Source organism: Streptomyces sp. NPDC057743 (assembly GCF_042798755.1).
In the GTDB taxonomy this organism is placed as follows: Bacteria; Actinomycetota; Actinomycetes; order Streptomycetales; family Streptomycetaceae; genus Streptomyces.
In genome coordinates this window covers 40,146-54,836 of the sequence record NZ_JBHVJX010000034.1, presented here as the reverse complement: position 1 = coordinate 54,836, position 14,691 = coordinate 40,146, and the positions used below count along the sequence as shown (strand labels likewise).

Sequence of the window (14,691 nt, the reverse complement as noted above, 5' to 3'; positions counted from 1 at the left end):
TCCCGGTCCCGCTCCCCCTCTCGCTGGTCATGCGCTCACCTCCCGGCAGGCGCGGTAGAAGTCCTTCCAGCCGTCGCGCTCGCGCACCACGGTCTCCAGGTACTCCTGCCAGACGACGCGGTCCGCGGCCGGATCGCGGACCACCGCGCCGAGGATGCCGGCCGCCATGTCCCCGGGGCGCAGCACGCCGTCCCCGAAGTGGGCGGCCAGCGCCAGTCCGTTGGTGACGACCGAGATGGCCTCGGCCGTGGAGAGCGTCCCGGACGGGGACTTGATCTTGGTGCGGCCGTCGGCCGAGACGCCTTCGCGCAGCTCGCGGAAGACCGTCACCACCCGCCGGATCTCGTCCATCCCCTCGGGGGCGGGCGGGAGGCGGAGCGAGCGGCCGATCTGCTCGACCCGTCGCGCGACGATGTCCACCTCGTCGTCCGCGCTGGCGGGCAGCGGCAGCACGACGGTGTTGAAGCGGCGGCGCAGCGCGCTGGAGAGGTCGTTGACCCCGCGGTCGCGGTCGTTGGCCGTGGCGATCAGGTTGAAACCGTGCACGGCCTGCACCTCCTGCCCCAACTCCGGTATCGGCAGGGTCTTTTCCGACAGGAGGGTGATGAGGGTGTCCTGGACGTCGGCGGGGATCCGGGTCAGCTCCTCGACGCGCGCGGTCATGCCCTGCGTCATCGCCCGCATGACGGGGCTGGGCACCAGGGCGTCCCGGCTGGGCCCGTGGGCGAGCAGCTGGGCGTAGTTCCAGCCGTAGCGGATGGCCTCTTCGGGGGTGCCGGCGGTGCCCTGTACCAGCAAAGTGGAGTCGCCGCTGACCGCCGCCGCCAGATGCTCCGACACCCAGGTCTTGGCGGTGCCGGGCACGCCGAGGAGCAGCAGTGCGCGATCGGTGGCGAGGGTGGTGACCGCGACCTCGACGATCCGTCGCGGGCCGACGTACTTGGGTGTGATGAACGTGCCGTCGGCGAGCGTGCCGCCGAGCAGATACGTCGCGACCGCCCACGGCGAGAGCCGCCAACGCTCCGGCCGGGTCCGGTCGTCGGCCGCCGCGAGCGCCGACAGCTCCTTTGCGAAGGCGACTTCGGCGTGTGGCCGCAGCGCTTCCCCCACCTCGCCGCCCGCGCCGCCCACCGCCGCACGCGCTTCGTCCGACGCGTCGCGCACATCGCCCAGCGCGCCGCGTGCCGCTTCGCCTGCCGTCGTGATCCCGTTCTCGGACATCTCTCCCCCTCGTCGCACGATGCGCGGCCGGCGCTCACGCCGATCCCGCCGACCGCTTGCGATTCCAAGCCTGCACCCGACCACTGACAATCGCCCCAAAACCCGTTCTGACCTGCGGAGTTCGGGTCGACCGACCGGCATTGTCAGTGGTCGGTCGTAGCGTCGAAGACAGCACATCCGCAGGAGGTCGACGGCGATCGACGAACATCCGCAGGGGGTCGGAGATGAGTGCGCACGGGGAACGCTGGACGACGGACCAGGTGCTCGCGCTGGCGCCTGACGAGGCTTCGCGCACGGCAGCCGAACGGCTCGCGGCGTCGGGCCGATGGACGCAGACGAGCACGGTTGCGGGCGCGAGTGCGGGCACGGACGCGGGCGCAGACGCGGGCGCAGACGCGGGCGCGGTGTGGGGAGAGCGCGAGGGCGGCGGCGCCACCCCCTACCGAACGGCCATAGACCTCATCGACCCCAACGGGCCGGCATTCCACTGCAGTTGCCCGAGCCGGAAGACCCCCTGCAAGCACGCGCTGGGACTGCTGCTCCGCTGGGCCGGATCCGCCCCCGCTGCCGAAGCCGGGGGCGAGGACCCCCCGCCGTGGGCGGCGGAGTGGCTCACGGCCCGGCGGCAGCGGCCCGGCCGAGCCGGGCGGCCGGCGGGCGCCGCGAAGGGCGGCGCCCCGTCCCGCACACCGGCGGCCTCGGAGGCCGCCAGGCAGCGGGCGGAGCGCCGCCGGCAGCGCATCGCCGCCGGGGCCACCGAGTTGGAGCGGCGGTTGGAGGATCTGTTGCGCTCCGGCCTCACCACGGCCGGTCGCGGCGGCGGGAGCACCGCGCGCGAGGACGGTACGTCCAGCGGACGCGACTCCTGGGACGAGACCGCCGCCCGGATGGTCGACGCCCAGGCTCCCGGACTCGCCGCCCGCGTGCGGGAGTTGGGAGCCATCCCCGCATCCGGAGCGGACTGGCCGTCCCGCCTCCTGGAGGAGTGCGCCCTGCTGCACCTCCTCGACCAGGGCTTCCTGGGCATGGAGCGGCTGCCGGCCCCACTCGCGGCGACGGTCCGGTCCCGCGTCGGGCTGACCACGGACGCCGCGGACGTGCTCGCCGCCCCGGATACGGTGACGGTCCGGGACCGCTGGCTCGTATTGGCCCAACATGACGGCCAGGAGGGCCCGTTGACCAGCCGGCGCATCTTCCTCCGCGGCGAGCGGACCGGCCGGATGGCGCTGCACCTCTCCTTCGGCGGCCCGCACCGCCCGTTGGACGTGACCCTGCCGCCCGGCCTGCTGCTCGACGCCGACCTGGCCTACTATCCGGGCGCCCGCCCGCTGCGCGCCGCCCTCGGTGAGCGGCACGCCCCCGCGGCGCCGGGCCCGGTCCCGTCCGGCTGTGGCGTCGACGCCGCCCTGGCCGCGTACGGGCACGCGCTGCGCGACGACCCCTGGCTGGACGCCTGGCCGGTGGTACTCACCGACGTCGTCCCGCTACCGGCCGGGGACGGCGAAGGCTGGCAACTGGCCGACGCCGACGGCGAATCCGCCCTGCCCCTGGACCCGCGCGGACTGGGCCGCACCGCCCTGTGGCAGCTGGTGTCCATATCGGGCGGCGCGCCGCTCACGGTCTTCGGCGCATGCGGCCACCGCGGCTTCCTTCCCCTGACGGCCTGGGACCCGACCCCGGTACCGCTGCCCGCCTGACCAGCCCGCCCGGCGATCCCCCACCCCACCTCCACACGTCACACCCACACCCAGGCACCCCAACTCCCCATCCGGAGGCACCACATGCCCACCGCACCCCTCTCCCCCAACGCGCCCCCGCCCCCACCCTCACCCACTTCACCCCCCTGTCCACCCCCAACCCCAGCTCCCCTCCCCGCCCCGTGGTCCGATCTGGTGGGTGCCGCGCTGCTGGGGACCGAGCGGCGCACCCCACCGGTGGCCGTTCGGGCCGGACAGAGCGCCGCGGCCGCGTTGTTGGACGCGGCGGCGACGAGCACGGTGCGGCGGCGCGCCGCCCTGCGTCCCGCTCCGGCCGGCGATCGGCTCGCACCGGCGCCCGCCGACCCGCGCCCACCGCTGCCGCCGGCCGCGCGCCGCCGGTTGGCGTTCCTGCTCGCCGACCGGGGCCCCGGCTCCGGAGGCCGGCGCGGCACGGACCCGGACGTCACCGAGCTGCTGCCCCAGTGGTTGGCCGCCGCGGGCGAGCACGGCTACCGCGCCCCCGAGGCGCTGCTGCCCGCCCTGTTGGACGCCGCCCGGGCCCGGACGGACCTACGACCCGCCGCGCTCGCCCTGGCGGGCCCCCGGGGCCTGTGGCTGGCCCGTCTCAACGACGCCTGGCGGTTCGCGCTCCGCGGCATCGGTGGCGCACTGTCCCTCCCCGGGGCCGACACCCCGGAGGCGGTCCAACGGCTGTGGGAGGAGGGCTTGTTCGCGGAGCGGGTGGCGCTGCTGACCGCACTGCGCCGCCGCGACCCGACAGCCGGCCGGGAGCTGCTCGCCACCACCTGGGCGAGCGAGCGCGCCGAGGACCGCCTGATGTTCCTCGACTCCCTGGGCGAGGCCCTCACCGCGGCCGACGAGCCGTTCCTGGAACAGGCGTTGTCCGACCGCAGCCGCAACGTCCGCGCGATCGCCGCGGAGCTGCTCTCCGCGCTGCCCGGCTCCGCGCTCGCGGCCCGGATGGCCGAGCGCAGCCTGACCTGCGTCCGACCGTCCCGCCCGGCTGCCGGGGCCCCGACCACCGCCGAGGTCCTGGCCGTCGATCCGCCGCGGACCTGCGACGCCGGGATGGAGCGGGACGGCGTCACCCGTCAGCCGCCCTCCGGAAGAGGGGAACGTGCCTGGTGGCTGGGGCAGTTGGTGGAGGCGACCCCGTTGGAGCGCTGGACCGCCCACCTCGGCGGCCGCACCCCGGCGGAGATCGTCGCGCTCCCGGTCGCCGGCGACTGGCGGACGGAGCTGCATGACGCCTGGTGCCGCGCCGCGGTCCGTCAGCGGCACGCCGGCTGGGCGCGGGCGCTGCTGGGCGCGCCCGGCGATCCCGGGCAGGCCGCCGCCGAGCTGGCGCCGGCCGGCTCCTCCCGGGACCTGACGAAGCTGCTGACGGTGCTCCCGGGGGACGAACGGGCGCGGTGGGTCGCCGAGTTCATCGCCGTACACGGCCTCGCGGACGCCTTCCGGATGCTGGGCGTCTGTGCGGTCCCGTGGAGCGAGCCGCTGGGTCGGGCGGTGGTCGACGCGCTGGACATCGCCCGGGACGCGGGGAGTTACCCATGGAGCTTCAGCGGGGTGATGGGCCTGGCCGAGCGCTGTCTGGACCCGGCGGCGGCCGACCGGTTGGAGATGCTCACGGCGCTCACGGACGAGCCGGAGGGCGCCTCCCCGGGCTCCGTCGGCTACTGGGCCGAGGCGTTCCAACGGCTGGTGGGCACCCTCCGGCTGCGCGCCACCATGCACGCCGAACTCTCCGGAGAGCCGTCATGACCCCCGCGGCCACCCTCGCCTTCCGTCACCGGAGCGCGCCGGCCCGATTCCGCCAACGCCCGGGCCCACGCCCGCAATCGGCCCCCTCCACGGCGTACGGACCGGCCACTGCGTACCGCCCAGCCGCTGCGTACGAAGCGCCCGAGGCCCACGGGCCGCCCGGCGCAGACAGGCCATCCAGCGCGTACGGACCACCCGGCACGTACGGCCCGTCCAGCGCGTACGCGTCCCCCAACCCGGCCGGCTCACACCGCCAACGGGCGGACGTTCGCCGTGACCCACTCCACGATCGAGGCGGTGGTCGCGCCCGGCGTGAAGATCTCCGCGACGCCCTGCTCCTTCAGCGGGGCGATGTCCGCCTCCGGGATGATGCCGCCGCCGAAGACCTTGATGTCCGCCGCGTCCCGCTCCGCCAGCAGGGCCAACACCTTCGCGAAGAGGGTGTTGTGCGCACCCGAGAGGATGGACAGCCCGATCGCATCGGCGTCCTCCTGGATGGCGGTGTCCACGATCTGCTCCGGCGTCTGGTGCAGCCCGGTGTAGATCACCTCCATACCGGCGTCCCGCAGCGCCCGGGCGATGACCTTGGCCCCCCGGTCGTGCCCGTCCAGCCCCGGCTTGGCGACGACGACCCGGATCGGCCCCGACCGTTCCGCCGCGCCCTGGGCCTCCGCCTGCGCCCCGTCTTGCCGCGCCACACTCATCACTGCCTCCAAGACATGCGCGGCACCGCCAGGGCGGTGCCGCCGAGCCGACATTCGGTCGCGCCACCGCGTTCCGGCGGCCGCGAGCGTGAACGAACGTTATCTACAGCATCCCGTACCCAGCCGTTTCGTGACATCGGGCGAGGGGGAAATCACACACGGGACACATTCGTTACGCGCCGCGTTCCGCGTGTCGCACCGCCGCCAGGGACGGCCGGCGAGGCATGCGCGGATCGGGCGCCCGGGGAGCCGCAGCCGGGCCAGCACGCCCGGCCCCACCGCCTTGCCATCGCCGCGCGCGGCTTCCCCCAAGGGCATTCGGGGGTCATCGCCGCCTGCCGCGTGCCGTTCGGGAGGTCGGCCATGGGGGCCCTGACTGTTCTCTCCACCACCGCTTCGCTCCGCGCCACACTGGTGGACGCGGCGGTGCTCGCTGCCCACTTGATCCTCTATCCGACCGGTATCACCCAAGAACGCCCGCTGCCCGCGCCGTCGGCGACCGGGTCCGCGGCCCGGCTGCCCACCGAGGGCCGCGCCCACCCGCCGGTCCTGCTGCTCCACGGCTTCGTCGACAACCGCTCGGTCTTCGTCCTGTTGCGCCGCTCCCTGCACCGCCACGGCTGGCGCCACGTCGAGGCGCTCAACTACTCCCCGCTGACCTGCGATCTGCGCGGCGCCGCCGAGCTGTTGGGCCGCCACGTCGAGGAGTTCTGCGCCCGGACCGGCCACCGTCGGGTGGACATCGTCGGCCACAGCCTCGGCGGCCTGGTCGCCCGCTATTACGTGCAGCGGCGCGGCGGCGACGCCCGCGTCCGCACGCTGATCACGCTCGGCACCCCGCACTCCGGCACCCGCGTCGCGCCCCTGATGTCGGCGCACCCGATCGTCCGGCAGATGCGCCCGGACTCCGAAGTGATAGCGGAGTTGGCGCTTCCGGCGCCGCGCTGTCGGACGCGTTGCGTGGCGTTCTGGAGCGAGGCGGACCAGGTGATGGTGCCGGCCACCACGGCCCGGATCGCCCACCCGGACCTGCGGGCCGAGAACGTCCGGGTCGACGGCGTCGGGCACCTCGCGCTGCCGGTCAACGCGACGGTGGCGGCCGGGATTCGGGAGGCGCTGACCGCCTCGGCGGCCGCCCGGCCGGATTCGGACGCGATATCGGTGGCCTGAGCGACGCGATCTCGGCGGGCCTGACTCGGCGACCAGCGCAGCCAGTTCACTGGCCGGCGTGGTCAACGCCGGTGACGCGCTCGACCGCGTCGCCGACGGCGCAGTCCAGCAACCCGCCGGCGCCCGGCCGCCCCGCGCCGGCCGTCTTTCGGCCGCAGCGTCGAACGACCGTCGAACGGGTCGCCAAGAACGCGCATGCGCGCCGCCGGAAGGCGGCCAAATGCCCGGCCCCGCCGAGCCCGAAACTTCGGGAAGATTGTGGCCGTCGTGTACCGCCGGGTACAGTCGCCGCTAATTCTCCTGCAGCCGAGGCGAAAGAGAAGTTGGTGGACAACCGTCACCCTTCAGGGGCTCAGCTTCCTCACGCCCCCGCTTCCGACGCCTCCCATGCACAGTCGGCGTACGGCGATGGTGACCCCCTCTTCGGTTCGCACCCCGACGCCTACGGCATGGGCGCCTACGACCCGGCCGGGCACCTCACCGGCGCCTACCCGAACGGCAGTTACGCGGGAACCGTCTACGACCCCGGCGCCTACGGCAGCACCGGCTACGACCCGTACCCCCACGCCGGCTACGACACCACCGGCTACGGCACCGACGGCGTGGCCGGGTACGCCACCGGGTACGACACCGCCGCCTACGGCTACCCCGGCGGCCACGACGTGACGGCCCACGGCAGCGGCGCCGCCTACGACACCGTCGACTACCCAGCCGGCGGCTTCGACGGCACGGCGTACGACACCGCCCCGTATGGCACCGGCGATGTCCTCACCGACGGCTACCACACCGGCAGTTACCCCGAATCCGGCTACGACACCGGCGCGTACGGCGGCACCGCCTACGACTCCGCGGCCCACGACAACGCGGCCTATGACACCGCCTCGTTCGCGGCCGCCGCCACCGCCGTGCAGGAGCCGATCGGCTACGAGGCCACCGCGGTCTGGTCGACCGCGGACTACGCCGACCTGGGCGCCCGCCCGCACGACCCGACCCCCGGCATCCCGGCCCAGGCCGGCCCGCCCGCCGAGGACACCGTCGTCTGGGACCAGCCGCTCGCGGAGTTCGCCGACAGGGGCGGCGTCGACGTCGACGCCCCCGCGCCGGACGAGGCGTCGATCGCCGAGGCGATGACGCAGGCGATGCCCGTCACCGCCATCCCGGACGCCCCGAGTTCCCCGGATTCCCCGGAAGCCCCCGCCTCCGGTCGGCACGGCAGCGCTCCCGCGGCGAGCCGGACGCCCCGTGGCAGCGGCCGCGGCCGGCGCCGCCAGGCCAAGCGATCGGCGCTGCTGACCGTCGCGGTGCCGTCCGTGGCCGCAATGGGCGTCTGCGCGGCGGCCGCGGCCTCGGTCAGCCAGTTCGGCGGGGAGTCCAAGGACGAGGCGACCACCCAGGCCGCGCCGGACGCCAGCACCACGACGCGGACCACCGCGGCCAACAAGAAGTTGGACAACCAACTCGCCGGACTCAGCGCCAGCGCCCAGGACTTCCGCGAGCGGGCCAGCCGCACCCAGGAGCGGCTGGACCTCAAGGAGCGGCAGGCGCAGGAGCGCAAGCGCAAGGAGGCGGAGGCGGCCCGCAAGGAGGCGCAGCGCCCCAAGTTCGTGCTGCCGGTCACCCAACACGGGCTGAGCGCGCTCTTCGGTCAGGCCGGGGTGAACTGGATGTCGGTGCACACCGGCATCGACTTCCCGGTCAGTTACGGCACCCCCGTCATGGCGGCGACCGACGGCACCATGCAGACCAAGTGGAACTCCGCCTACGGCAACATGGCGATCCTGACCGCACCGGACGGCACCGAGACCTGGTACTGCCACCTCAGCAGCACCAAGATCCGCTCCGGAAAGGTCAAGGCCGGCGACACCATCGCCTACTCCGGCAGCTCCGGCAACTCCACCGGCCCGCACCTGCACTTCGAGGTCCGGCCGGCCGGCGGCGCGGCCGTCGACCCGCTCCCGTGGCTGCGCGCCCACGGCCTCAACCCGAACTGAACGGCCGGAAGCCATCGGACACTTCGGGGCCCGCCGCACACCGCGACAGGCCCCGCACGCGTCTCCCGGCTCGCCAACTGGCTAGAGCTTCTCCACCGGCGCATACCGCAGCAGCAGCCGCTTGGGCTTCTCGCCGCCGAAGTCGATGGTCGCCTCGGCGTTGTCCCCACTGCCCTTGACGCCGACGACGGTGCCGAGCCCGAAGCTGTCGTGGGTGACGCGGTCGCCGACGGCCAGCGAGACCACCGGGCGGTCCTTGGTCCGCCGGGTCGCGAAGCCGCTCGGCCCCTTGGCCCGCGTCGAGGAGAGCGAGGCGCCGATGCCGCCCCCGCCGAGACCCCCGCCCGACGAACTGCCCGACGACAGGCCGCCCATGGACGCGGACGGCGTCGCGGAGCCGGTGCGCCGCCAGTCCAGAAAGGTGTCCGGGACCTCCTCCAGGAAGCGCGAGGGCGGGTTGTACGAGGGCTGGCCCCAGGCGCTGCGCATCGTGGCGCGGGTGACGTAGAGCCGCTCGCGGGCGCGGGTGATGCCGACGTAGGCGAGCCGGCGCTCCTCCTCCAACTCCTTGGTCTGGCCGAGCGCCCGCATGTGCGGGAAGACGCCGTCCTCCAGGCCGGTCAGGAAGACGACCGGGAACTCCAGGCCCTTGGCGGTGTGCAGGGTCATCAGCGTGATGACGCCGGGGTCCTCGGCGCCCGCCGCGTCGTCGGATTCGGCGGGGGCGTCGGGGATCTGGTCGGAGTCGGCGACCAGGGCGACCCGCTCCAGGAACTCGGCGAGCGTCCCGGGGCCGGGGGCGGCGGCCTCCGCCCCCTCGGCCTCCTGGGTCTCGTCGGCCTCACCGGCCTCACCGTGGTCCTGCTCGAACTCCAGGGCCACGGAGGCGAGTTCCTGGAGGTTCTCGACGCGGGTCTCGTCCTGGGGGTCGGTGGACGACTGGAGTTCGGCGAGGTAGCCGGTGCGCTCCAGGACCGCCTCCAGGATCGTGGCGGGGCCGGCCCCGGACTCCACGATGGTGCGCAACTCCTCCATCAGGGCGTTGAACCGCTTGACGGCGTTGGCGGAGCGGGCGGCCATGCCGTACGCCTCGTCGACCCGGCGCAGCGCCTGCGGGAAGGTGATCTTCTCGCGCTGGGCGAGGGCCTCGATCATCGCCTCGGCACGGTCGCCGATGCCGCGCTTGGGGACGTTGAGGATCCGGCGGAGCGGGACGGCGTCCTCGGGGTTGGCGAGCACCCGGAGGTAGGCGAGGATGTCGCGGACCTCCTTGCGCTCGTAGAAGCGCACGCCGCCAACGACCTTGTAGGGCAGCCCGACCCGGATGAAGATCTCTTCGAAGACGCGGGACTGGGCGTTGGTGCGGTAGAAGATCGCCACGTCGCCGGCCTTGGCGTCGCCGGCGTCGGTGAGCCGGTCGATCTCGTCGGCGACGAACTGGGCCTCGTCGTGCTCGGTGTCGGCGACATAGCCGGTGATCTTGGGGCCGGCGCCGGCGTCCGTCCAGAGGTTCTTGGGGCGGCGGTTCTCGTTGCGCTCGATGACGGCGTTGGCGGCCGAGAGGATCGTCTGCGAGGAGCGGTAGTTCTGCTCCAGCAGGATCGTGGTGGCGTTCGGATAGTCCTCCTCGAACTGGAGGATGTTGCGGATCGTGGCGCCGCGGAAGGCGTAGATGGACTGGTCGGCGTCGCCGACCACGCACAGCTCGGCGGCGGGGATCTCGACCGTGCCCGGGCCCACCAGCTCGCGGACGAGGGTGTACTGGGCGTGGTTGGTGTCCTGGTACTCGTCGACGAGGACGTGGCGGAAGCGGCGGCGGTAGTGCTCGGCGACGTCGGGGAACGCCTGGAGCAGGTGGACCGTCGTCATGATGATGTCGTCGAAGTCCAGGGCGTTGGCCTCGCGCAGCCGCGCCTGGTACATCGCGTACGCCTCGGCGAGGGTCTTCTCGAACCCGTCGGCCGCCGTCCCGGCGAAGGTCTCCTCGTCGATGAGCTCGTTCTTGAGGTTGGAGATCTTCGCGCTGAAGGACTTGGGCGGGAAGCGCTTGGGGTCCAGATCCAGATCGCGGCAGACCAGGGCCATCAGGCGCTTGGAGTCGGCCGCGTCGTAGATCGAGAAGGACGAGGTGAAGCCGAGCCGCTTGGACTCCCGGCGCAGTATCCGCACGCAGGCGCTGTGGAAGGTGGAGACCCACATGGCGTTGGCCCGCGGGCCGACCAGGTCCTCGACGCGCTCCTTCATCTCGCCCGCGGCCTTGTTGGTGAAGGTGATCGCGAGGATCTGGCCGGGGTGGACGTGGCGCTCGGCGAGCAGGTGGGCGATGCGGTGGGTGAGCACCCGGGTCTTGCCGGAGCCGGCGCCGGCGACGATCAGCAGCGGGCTGCCGCTGTGCACCACGGCGGCCTTCTGCTGGTCGTTGAGGCCCTCCAGGAGCGCCGCCGGGTCGATGGCGGGGCGGGCGGCGCCGTCGCGGTAGTACGGCTCCCTGGGCGCGGGCGCGTCGAACTTCCCGCCGAAGAGGTCGGCGGGGATCTCCTCCGGGGCCGGGCCGTGCTCGTCCTCGGGCGGCGGCGGGGGCTCCTCGTCCGCGGGGCCGAGGTCCGCCAGGAAGCTGTCGTCAAAGAGGCTGCTCATCGCCCACCGAGTCTAGGCCGCCGCACTGACAACCGGTCCCGAAGTGACGGATTGCCCGGTACCGCCCCGGTCGGGGCGTCATCTGCGCGGCCGGGGACGCCTCGTGGGCCCTCCGCATTCAGGTCACGAAAAGGTTTCGGGCATATCGAACACCTGCCTTCACAGAAGCCACACGAGTTGGCTACGGTCTCGCTCAAGGCAGCCCGCCGTCCCCGCGGACGACAGCGTCCGCACGGGCCGCCTCCGCCGAGTCCGGCCTGCCGCGAGGCATCCGGAGCCGGGGACCCACAAGCACCACCGGGGTGAATCGACCGGGGCGACCGTTGCCAGGCGGACGCACCGGCCGTAGGGCAAGCCTTCCGTCAGCAGACCGCCCGAACCCGACAGCTAACCCGGTAGGCGGTCCACGGAAGGAGTCGCCGGCCTTGGCGTCCCATCGCAAGCCGCGCACCCCCATACTTGCCACGCCCGGCGGCCGTCGTACGGCCACCGGGCTGACCACGGCCGCACTGGCCTCGGTCACCCTGCTCTCGCAGACCGCGAACGCCGCCCCCAAGGCGCCCCAGCCGACCGTCGAAGAGGTCAAGCAGCAGGTCGACGACCTGTACCAGCAGGCCGAGGTCGCCACCCAGAAGTACAACGCCGCCAAGGAGAAGGCCGACGGCGAGCAGCGCACGGTGAACCGCCTGATCGACGAGGCGGCCCGGCGCGCGGAGAAGATGAACGAGTCCCGGCGGCGGCTGGGTTCGTTCGCCTCGGCGCAGTACCAGAGCGGCGGGATCAACCCGACCGCCCAACTGATGCTCGCCAAGGACCCGCAGCAGTTCGTCGACCGCAACCACCTGATGCAGCAGCTGACCGGTCGGCAGAAGCAGGTGGTCACCGACTATCAGGAGCAGGCCGCGGTGGCCGCCCGCCAACGGGCCGAGGCCACGCAGAGCCTTACCGACCTCCAGCACGCGCAGACGTCCCTGAAGGAGACCAAGCGCAACGTCCAGGCCAAGCTGGCCGAGGCGCGGCAGCTGCTCTCCCGGCTGACCGCGCAGGAGAAGGCGCGGCTGGCCGAACTGGAGCGTCAGAAGGAGGCCGCGGCCGAGCGCAAGGCCGAGGAGCAGGCCCGCAAGGAGGCCGAGAAGCGGCGGCAGCATCCCGGCGGTTCCGACCAGAACACCGGCGGCGGCAGCTCGTCCGGCGGCGGCTCCTCGGACAGCGGCTCGTACGGGACCAAGGCCCAGAAGGCGCTCGCCTTCGCCCGCTCCCAGATGGGCAAGCCCTACGTCTGGGGCGCCACCGGGCCCAACTCCTACGACTGCTCGGGCCTGACGCAGGCCGCGTGGAAGGCGGCCGGGGTCGATCTGCCGCGCACGACCTGGGACCAGGTCAAGACCGGCACCCGGATCTCCACCGAGAATCTCCAACCCGGTGACCTGGTGTTCTTCTACAACGACATCAGCCACGTCGGGATGTACATCGGCGGCGGCAAGATGATCCACGCCCCGCACCCGGGTGCCAACGTCCGGGTGGAGTCGATCTACTACATGCCGATCTACGGGAGCGTCCGGCCAGGCTAGCCGGCACACGGGCGCGCGCTCCGCGCCCCGCTGATCCACCCCCCACATGCCACCGCGCGGCCATCCGCCGGCTCCGGAGTACGGAGCGGGATGACCGCGCGGTGTGCCGTTTCGGCACGGCGGTGCGGCGCCGGGGCCGGGCCGCCGGCTCTCTGCCGGGCGGGCCGCCGGGGCGCCGGGCGGGCTCAGGTCCAGAGCACCGCGATGAAGATGTTGAGCATGGTGAGGCCGCCGACCGCGCCGAACACCGGCTTGGCGATCTTCTCCTCGTCCCGCTTGACGTAGACCAGCGCCAGGATCACCACCAGGACGGCCAACTTGATGCCGAACTTGATGTTGTTGAGCGAGGCGCCCTGCATCTGGTTCAGGCCGACCAGCACGATGCCGGTGACCAGCATCGTCAGCGCGCCGTGCAGCATGGCCGGCACGAAGCGGGCGGTGCCCGCGCTCATCGCCTTCATCTGGGTCAGGAACCCGCCGAGGAGGGAGGCGATGCCGATGATGTGCAGGGCGACGAAGACATTGATTACTACGTCCATAGTGCTGGATCGTATCCGCCCCATAGCACGTCCTTTCCGGCAGGGCGTCCGCGATGCCCGCTTCGGTCAGGGCCCGCCGGCCCCGGCTCGCCCCCGGCCGCCCGGGCGGTCATCCCCGCACCATGAGCGGTCGGATAACGGCAATGCCGGGCAAGGGGGTTCGCCGCCGTGACCCCGGGCCTAGCTTCCTCCTGCACGCGACCGGGCCCGCACTCTCCGGTCGCCCCGCCCCGCAGGGAAGGAAGTGACGGCCGCCATGGCCTCGCACCACACGACCGCCGAGCGACCGCAGCTCGCACCGCCGCCGGCCCGGGCCCGCGCCGCCCGTGCCGCCCACCCGGGGCTGCTGATCGCCGCGGACCCGCAGCGCTGCCTGGACGGCGCCACGGTGCTGGAGCGCACGGGTAGCCACCAGGCCACCGCGGTGGCCGGCTGGGCCCGCCGCCTGGGCAGCATCCGCCGGCTCGGCACCCGCCCCGCGAACGCCGAGGAACGCCCCCCGGAACCCGGGCCCACCACCGCCCCGCGCACCCCGGCACCGGCCGAACGCGCCGCCCGCGCCGTCTCCTTCGCCCGCGGAGCGCTCGGCAAGCCCTACGCCTGGGGCGCGACCGGACCAGCCGCGTACGACTGCTCGGGACTGGTCCAGGCCGCCTGGCAGGCCGCTGGCATCGCCCTGCCCCGCACGACCTACACCCAGATCGCCTCCGGCACCCGCATCGACTGGCCCCAACTCGCCCCCGGAGACCTGGTGTTCTTCTACTCCGGCATCAGCCACGTGGGCCTCTACATCGGCGGCGGCGAGATGATCCACGCACCACACCCCGGCGAGCCCGTCCAGATCACCCCGATCGACCGGATGCCCTTCGCCGGCGCGACCCGCCCGGCCTAGGGCTTCTCCGCCCCTGACCCATCGGGCAGGCCCTAACCGCCCAACCACCCGGGTATCGCCGCCCGTTGGGCCACCCACCTGGCTACGCGCCGACGCCCACCGTCGGCCCGCCCGTCACCGTACGACCGCTCCCCCGGCCACGCCCCCGGTCGTCCCCGCAGCAGCCGCTGGGCGCCGAACGCCCGCCCTGACCACCCTCGCGGTAGCCCTCCCGGCCGCTCCCCATCGCCACCGTGACCCCACATCTGCACCGCCCCCGTACGTCCCTCGCGCGTCGATCCCTGTCACGCTGTACAACGCACCGCGGCGCGGCGATGTGCCCGGTTCCGGCAACTCCGGAGGAGTTTCACCCGAACGATGAACTCCGCCTGCCGCGACGGCCGTTGGGGCGGACCACGCGGGCCGCCGTCCGCGCTAGAGCCTGTCCGATGGGTCATGGCCGGGACCGCGACGCCTGGCACGGCACCTCGCGGCGTTGCCG

General features: G+C 73.5%; 10 protein-coding genes and 1 riboswitch. Of the genes, 6 read left to right on the top strand and 4 right to left on the bottom strand.

Features of this window, described 5'->3' with window-relative positions; all coding sequences use genetic code 11:
- Positions 1 to 27: 27 nt before the first annotated feature.
- Positions 28 to 1,221 carry an AAA family ATPase gene (locus ACFVFQ_RS30475; protein WP_383422195.1) on the bottom strand — a complete coding sequence of 398 codons (1,194 nt, stop codon included), beginning with the start codon at positions 1,219 to 1,221 and terminating at the stop codon, positions 28 to 30.
- A 224-nt stretch (positions 1,222 to 1,445) separates the two neighbouring features.
- Between ACFVFQ_RS30475 and ACFVFQ_RS30470 the strand changes: the two genes are divergently transcribed.
- Positions 1,446 to 2,918 carry an SWIM zinc finger family protein gene (locus ACFVFQ_RS30470; RefSeq protein WP_383422193.1) on the top strand — a complete coding sequence of 491 codons (1,473 nt, stop codon included), beginning with the start codon at positions 1,446 to 1,448 and terminating at the stop codon, positions 2,916 to 2,918.
- Between the two features lie 84 nt (positions 2,919 to 3,002).
- Complete coding sequence (locus tag ACFVFQ_RS30465) at positions 3,003 to 4,706, top strand: DUF5691 domain-containing protein (protein WP_383422192.1); 1,704 nt, start codon at positions 3,003 to 3,005, stop codon at positions 4,704 to 4,706.
- Between the two features lie 245 nt (positions 4,707 to 4,951).
- Here ACFVFQ_RS30465 and ACFVFQ_RS30460 read toward each other — a convergent pair whose 3' ends face one another.
- Positions 4,952 to 5,410, bottom strand: a complete 459-nt coding sequence (locus ACFVFQ_RS30460) for a cobalamin B12-binding domain-containing protein (RefSeq protein ID WP_383422190.1) — start codon at positions 5,408 to 5,410, stop codon at positions 4,952 to 4,954.
- 363 nt (positions 5,411 to 5,773) lie between these two features.
- On the opposite strand from ACFVFQ_RS30460, the gene ACFVFQ_RS30455 reads away from it, so the two are divergent.
- Positions 5,774 to 6,580 (top strand): esterase/lipase family protein, encoded by an 807-nt coding sequence (locus ACFVFQ_RS30455; protein ID WP_383422188.1) that lies wholly within the window; start codon positions 5,774 to 5,776, stop codon positions 6,578 to 6,580.
- A 326-nt stretch (positions 6,581 to 6,906) separates the two neighbouring features.
- Positions 6,907 to 8,571, top strand: a complete 1,665-nt coding sequence (locus ACFVFQ_RS30450) for a peptidoglycan DD-metalloendopeptidase family protein (protein WP_383422186.1) — start codon at positions 6,907 to 6,909, stop codon at positions 8,569 to 8,571.
- Positions 8,572 to 8,652: 81 nt separating this feature from the next.
- Here ACFVFQ_RS30450 and pcrA read toward each other — a convergent pair whose 3' ends face one another.
- Complete coding sequence (pcrA, locus tag ACFVFQ_RS30445; protein ID WP_383422184.1) at positions 8,653 to 11,208, bottom strand: DNA helicase PcrA; 2,556 nt, start codon at positions 11,206 to 11,208, stop codon at positions 8,653 to 8,655.
- 234 nt (positions 11,209 to 11,442) lie between these two features.
- A riboswitch (cyclic di-AMP (ydaO/yuaA leader) is annotated at positions 11,443 to 11,626 on the top strand.
- 7 nt (positions 11,627 to 11,633) lie between these two features.
- Between pcrA and ACFVFQ_RS30440 the strand changes: the two genes are divergently transcribed.
- A complete protein-coding gene (locus tag ACFVFQ_RS30440; RefSeq protein WP_383422182.1) occupies positions 11,634 to 12,779 on the top strand; it encodes an NlpC/P60 family protein in 1,146 nt (381 codons plus the stop codon).
- 185 nt (positions 12,780 to 12,964) lie between these two features.
- On the opposite strand, the gene ACFVFQ_RS30435 is transcribed toward ACFVFQ_RS30440, so the two are convergent.
- A complete protein-coding gene (locus ACFVFQ_RS30435) occupies positions 12,965 to 13,318 on the bottom strand; it encodes a hypothetical protein (protein ID WP_383422180.1) in 354 nt (117 codons plus the stop codon).
- A gap of 256 nt (positions 13,319 to 13,574) precedes the next feature.
- On the opposite strand from ACFVFQ_RS30435, the gene ACFVFQ_RS30430 reads away from it, so the two are divergent.
- The gene (locus ACFVFQ_RS30430) at positions 13,575 to 14,210 is read left to right on the top strand and encodes a C40 family peptidase (protein ID WP_383422178.1); all 636 of its coding nucleotides are present in this window, start codon (positions 13,575 to 13,577) and stop codon (positions 14,208 to 14,210) included.
- Positions 14,211 to 14,691: the final 481 nt, after the last annotated feature.

What these genes read in the sequence shown, in the direction of transcription:
- ACFVFQ_RS30465 (WP_383422192.1), top strand. Translation starts at nt 3,003, where the DNA reads ATGCCCACCGCACCCCTCTCCCCCAACGCGCCCCCGCCCCCACCCTCA.
- ACFVFQ_RS30455 (WP_383422188.1), top strand. Translation starts at nt 5,774, where the DNA reads ATGGGGGCCCTGACTGTTCTCTCCACCACCGCTTCGCTCCGCGCCACA.
- ACFVFQ_RS30460 (WP_383422190.1), bottom strand. Translation starts at nt 5,410, where the DNA reads ATGAGTGTGGCGCGGCAAGACGGGGCGCAGGCGGAGGCCCAGGGCGCG.
- pcrA (WP_383422184.1), bottom strand. Translation starts at nt 11,208, where the DNA reads ATGAGCAGCCTCTTTGACGACAGCTTCCTGGCGGACCTCGGCCCCGCG.
- ACFVFQ_RS30470 (WP_383422193.1), top strand. Translation starts at nt 1,446, where the DNA reads ATGAGTGCGCACGGGGAACGCTGGACGACGGACCAGGTGCTCGCGCTG.
- ACFVFQ_RS30475 (WP_383422195.1), bottom strand. Translation starts at nt 1,221, where the DNA reads ATGTCCGAGAACGGGATCACGACGGCAGGCGAAGCGGCACGCGGCGCG.
- ACFVFQ_RS30435 (WP_383422180.1), bottom strand. Translation starts at nt 13,318, where the DNA reads ATGGACGTAGTAATCAATGTCTTCGTCGCCCTGCACATCATCGGCATC.
- ACFVFQ_RS30430 (WP_383422178.1), top strand. Translation starts at nt 13,575, where the DNA reads ATGGCCTCGCACCACACGACCGCCGAGCGACCGCAGCTCGCACCGCCG.